Source organism: Alcanivorax sp. HI0083 (assembly GCF_001635175.1).
The window spans coordinates 1-1,897 of the sequence record NZ_LWFX01001231.1 but is presented as its reverse complement, the minus strand read 5'-3'; the positions used below and the strand labels follow the sequence as shown (position 1 = coordinate 1,897).

The window sequence follows — 1,897 nt, the reverse complement described above, 5'->3', positions numbered from 1 at the left end:
GATCTGGATCTGGATGTGGCCACGCTGACGGTGGGCGCAGACTACAAACTGGGTGATTTCACCACTGCTTATGGCTTGATTTCTGCCTCAGACACGGACTTCGATCCGGCGGGCACTATCAATGATGTGGACGAGTCCGGCATGGCGTTTTCCGTGGGCATGATCCACAAGTTCTGATTCGGCGCCGGTCCCACTGGCCGCTGGAAACCACAAAAAAGCCCGGCTACGGTAAGTGCCGGGCTCTTTTGGTGAGGGCCGAATAACGCTTTTGGCATTGTCAGCCATTACTGCACAAGGTTGAACTCAGCCTTCCCATTTACGCAGCACCAGGCTGGCGTTGGTGCCGCCGAAGCCGAAACTGTTGCTCAGCACGGTGGTCGGGCCGCTGTCTTTGCCTTTCACCAGCACAGGCATGCCGTCGGCTTTTTCATCCAGGGTTTCAATGTTGGCACTGATGGCGGTGAAGTCATTCTGCATCATCAACATGCAATAAATGGCTTCCTGTACCCCGGCCGCACCCAGGCTGTGGCCGGACAGGCTTTTGGTAGAGCCAATCGCCGGACACTGATCGCCAAAGACTTCACGGATGGCTTTCAATTCGGCCACGTCTCCCACCGGCGTACTGGTGCCGTGGGCGTTAATGTAGTCTACCGGGCCTTCTACTGTCGCCAGCGCCTGGCGCATGCAACGCGCTGCGCCTTCGCCATTGGGGGCGACCATGTCGTGGCCATCACTGGTAGCGCCGTAACCGAGCACTTCGGCGTAGATGGTCGCGCCACGGGCCTTGGCGTGTTCCAGTTCTTCCACCACCACCATGCCGCCACCGCCGGCAATCACGAAACCATCGCGGGTGGCGTCGTAGGCGCGCGACGCTTTTTCCGGTGTGTCGTTATATTTGCTGGAGAGGGCGCCCATGCCATCGAACAGACAGCTCAGCGTCCAGTGTTCCTCTTCACCACCACCGGCAAAGACCACGTCCTGCTTGCCCAGTTGAATCTGTTCCACGGCGTTGCCGATGCAGTGAGCGCTGGTAGCACAGGCGGAGGCGATGGAGTAGTTCACCCCCTTGATCTTGAACGGTGTGGCCAGGCACGCCGATACGGTGGAGGCCATCACTCGCGGCACCATGTAGGGGCCAACCCGTTTCACGCCGCGGCTGCGGGCAATATCCGCCGCTTCCACCTGGTTAAAGGACGAGTGCCCGCCAGAGCCGGCAATCAAACCGGTGCGTTCATGGCTGACCTGTTCGTCGTTGAGGCCGGAATTGGCAATGGCATTTTGCATGGCCACGTAGGCGTAGGCAGCCGCATCGCCCATAAAGCGGCGTGGCTTGCGGTCAATGAAGTCGTCCAGCTGGATAGTGGGTGTGCCTGCTACCTGGCTGCGCATGCCGATTTCCTGGTATTCCTCTTTAAAGCGAATACCGGAGCGGCCTTCCCGCAATGAACGGGTGACGCTGTCTGTGTCGTTGCCCAGACAGGAGACAATGCCCATCCCGGTGATTACTACGCGGCGCATGAGTCGCTCCTAAAAACCGTCGGTGGAAGTGAACAGGCCAACTTTCAGGTCGTCGGCCTGGTAGATGTCTTTCCCGTCCACGGACACGGTGGCATCGGCCAGGCCGAGCACCAGTTTGCGGGAAATGACCCGTTTCAGGTCGATTCGGTAAGTCAGTTTCTTGGCAGTGGGCAGCACCTGGCCAGAAAACTTCACATTGCCCACGCCCAGAGCGCGCCCACGGCCCGGGTTGCCCACCCAGCCCAGGAAAAAGCCCAGCAATTGCCAGGTGGCATCCAGGCCCAGGCAGCCCGGCATCACCGGGTCACTTTCGAAGTGGCAATCGAAGAACCAGAGGTCCGGCCGGATATCCAGCTCGGCAACGATTTCGCCTTTGCCG

2 protein-coding genes are annotated in these 1,897 nt (G+C 59.6%); both read right to left on the bottom strand.

Annotated elements, in window-relative coordinates; all coding sequences use genetic code 11:
* Window positions 1-303: 303 nt before the first annotated feature.
* Window positions 304-1,518, bottom strand: a complete 1,215-nt coding sequence (gene fabB, locus A3754_RS17910) for a beta-ketoacyl-ACP synthase I (protein WP_063520792.1) — start codon at window positions 1,516-1,518, stop codon at window positions 304-306.
* A gap of 9 nt (window positions 1,519-1,527) precedes the next feature.
* Window positions 1,528-1,897: bifunctional 3-hydroxydecanoyl-ACP dehydratase/trans-2-decenoyl-ACP isomerase (gene fabA, locus A3754_RS17905; RefSeq protein WP_063520791.1), on the bottom strand; the 370-nt coding region annotated here is incomplete at its 5' end.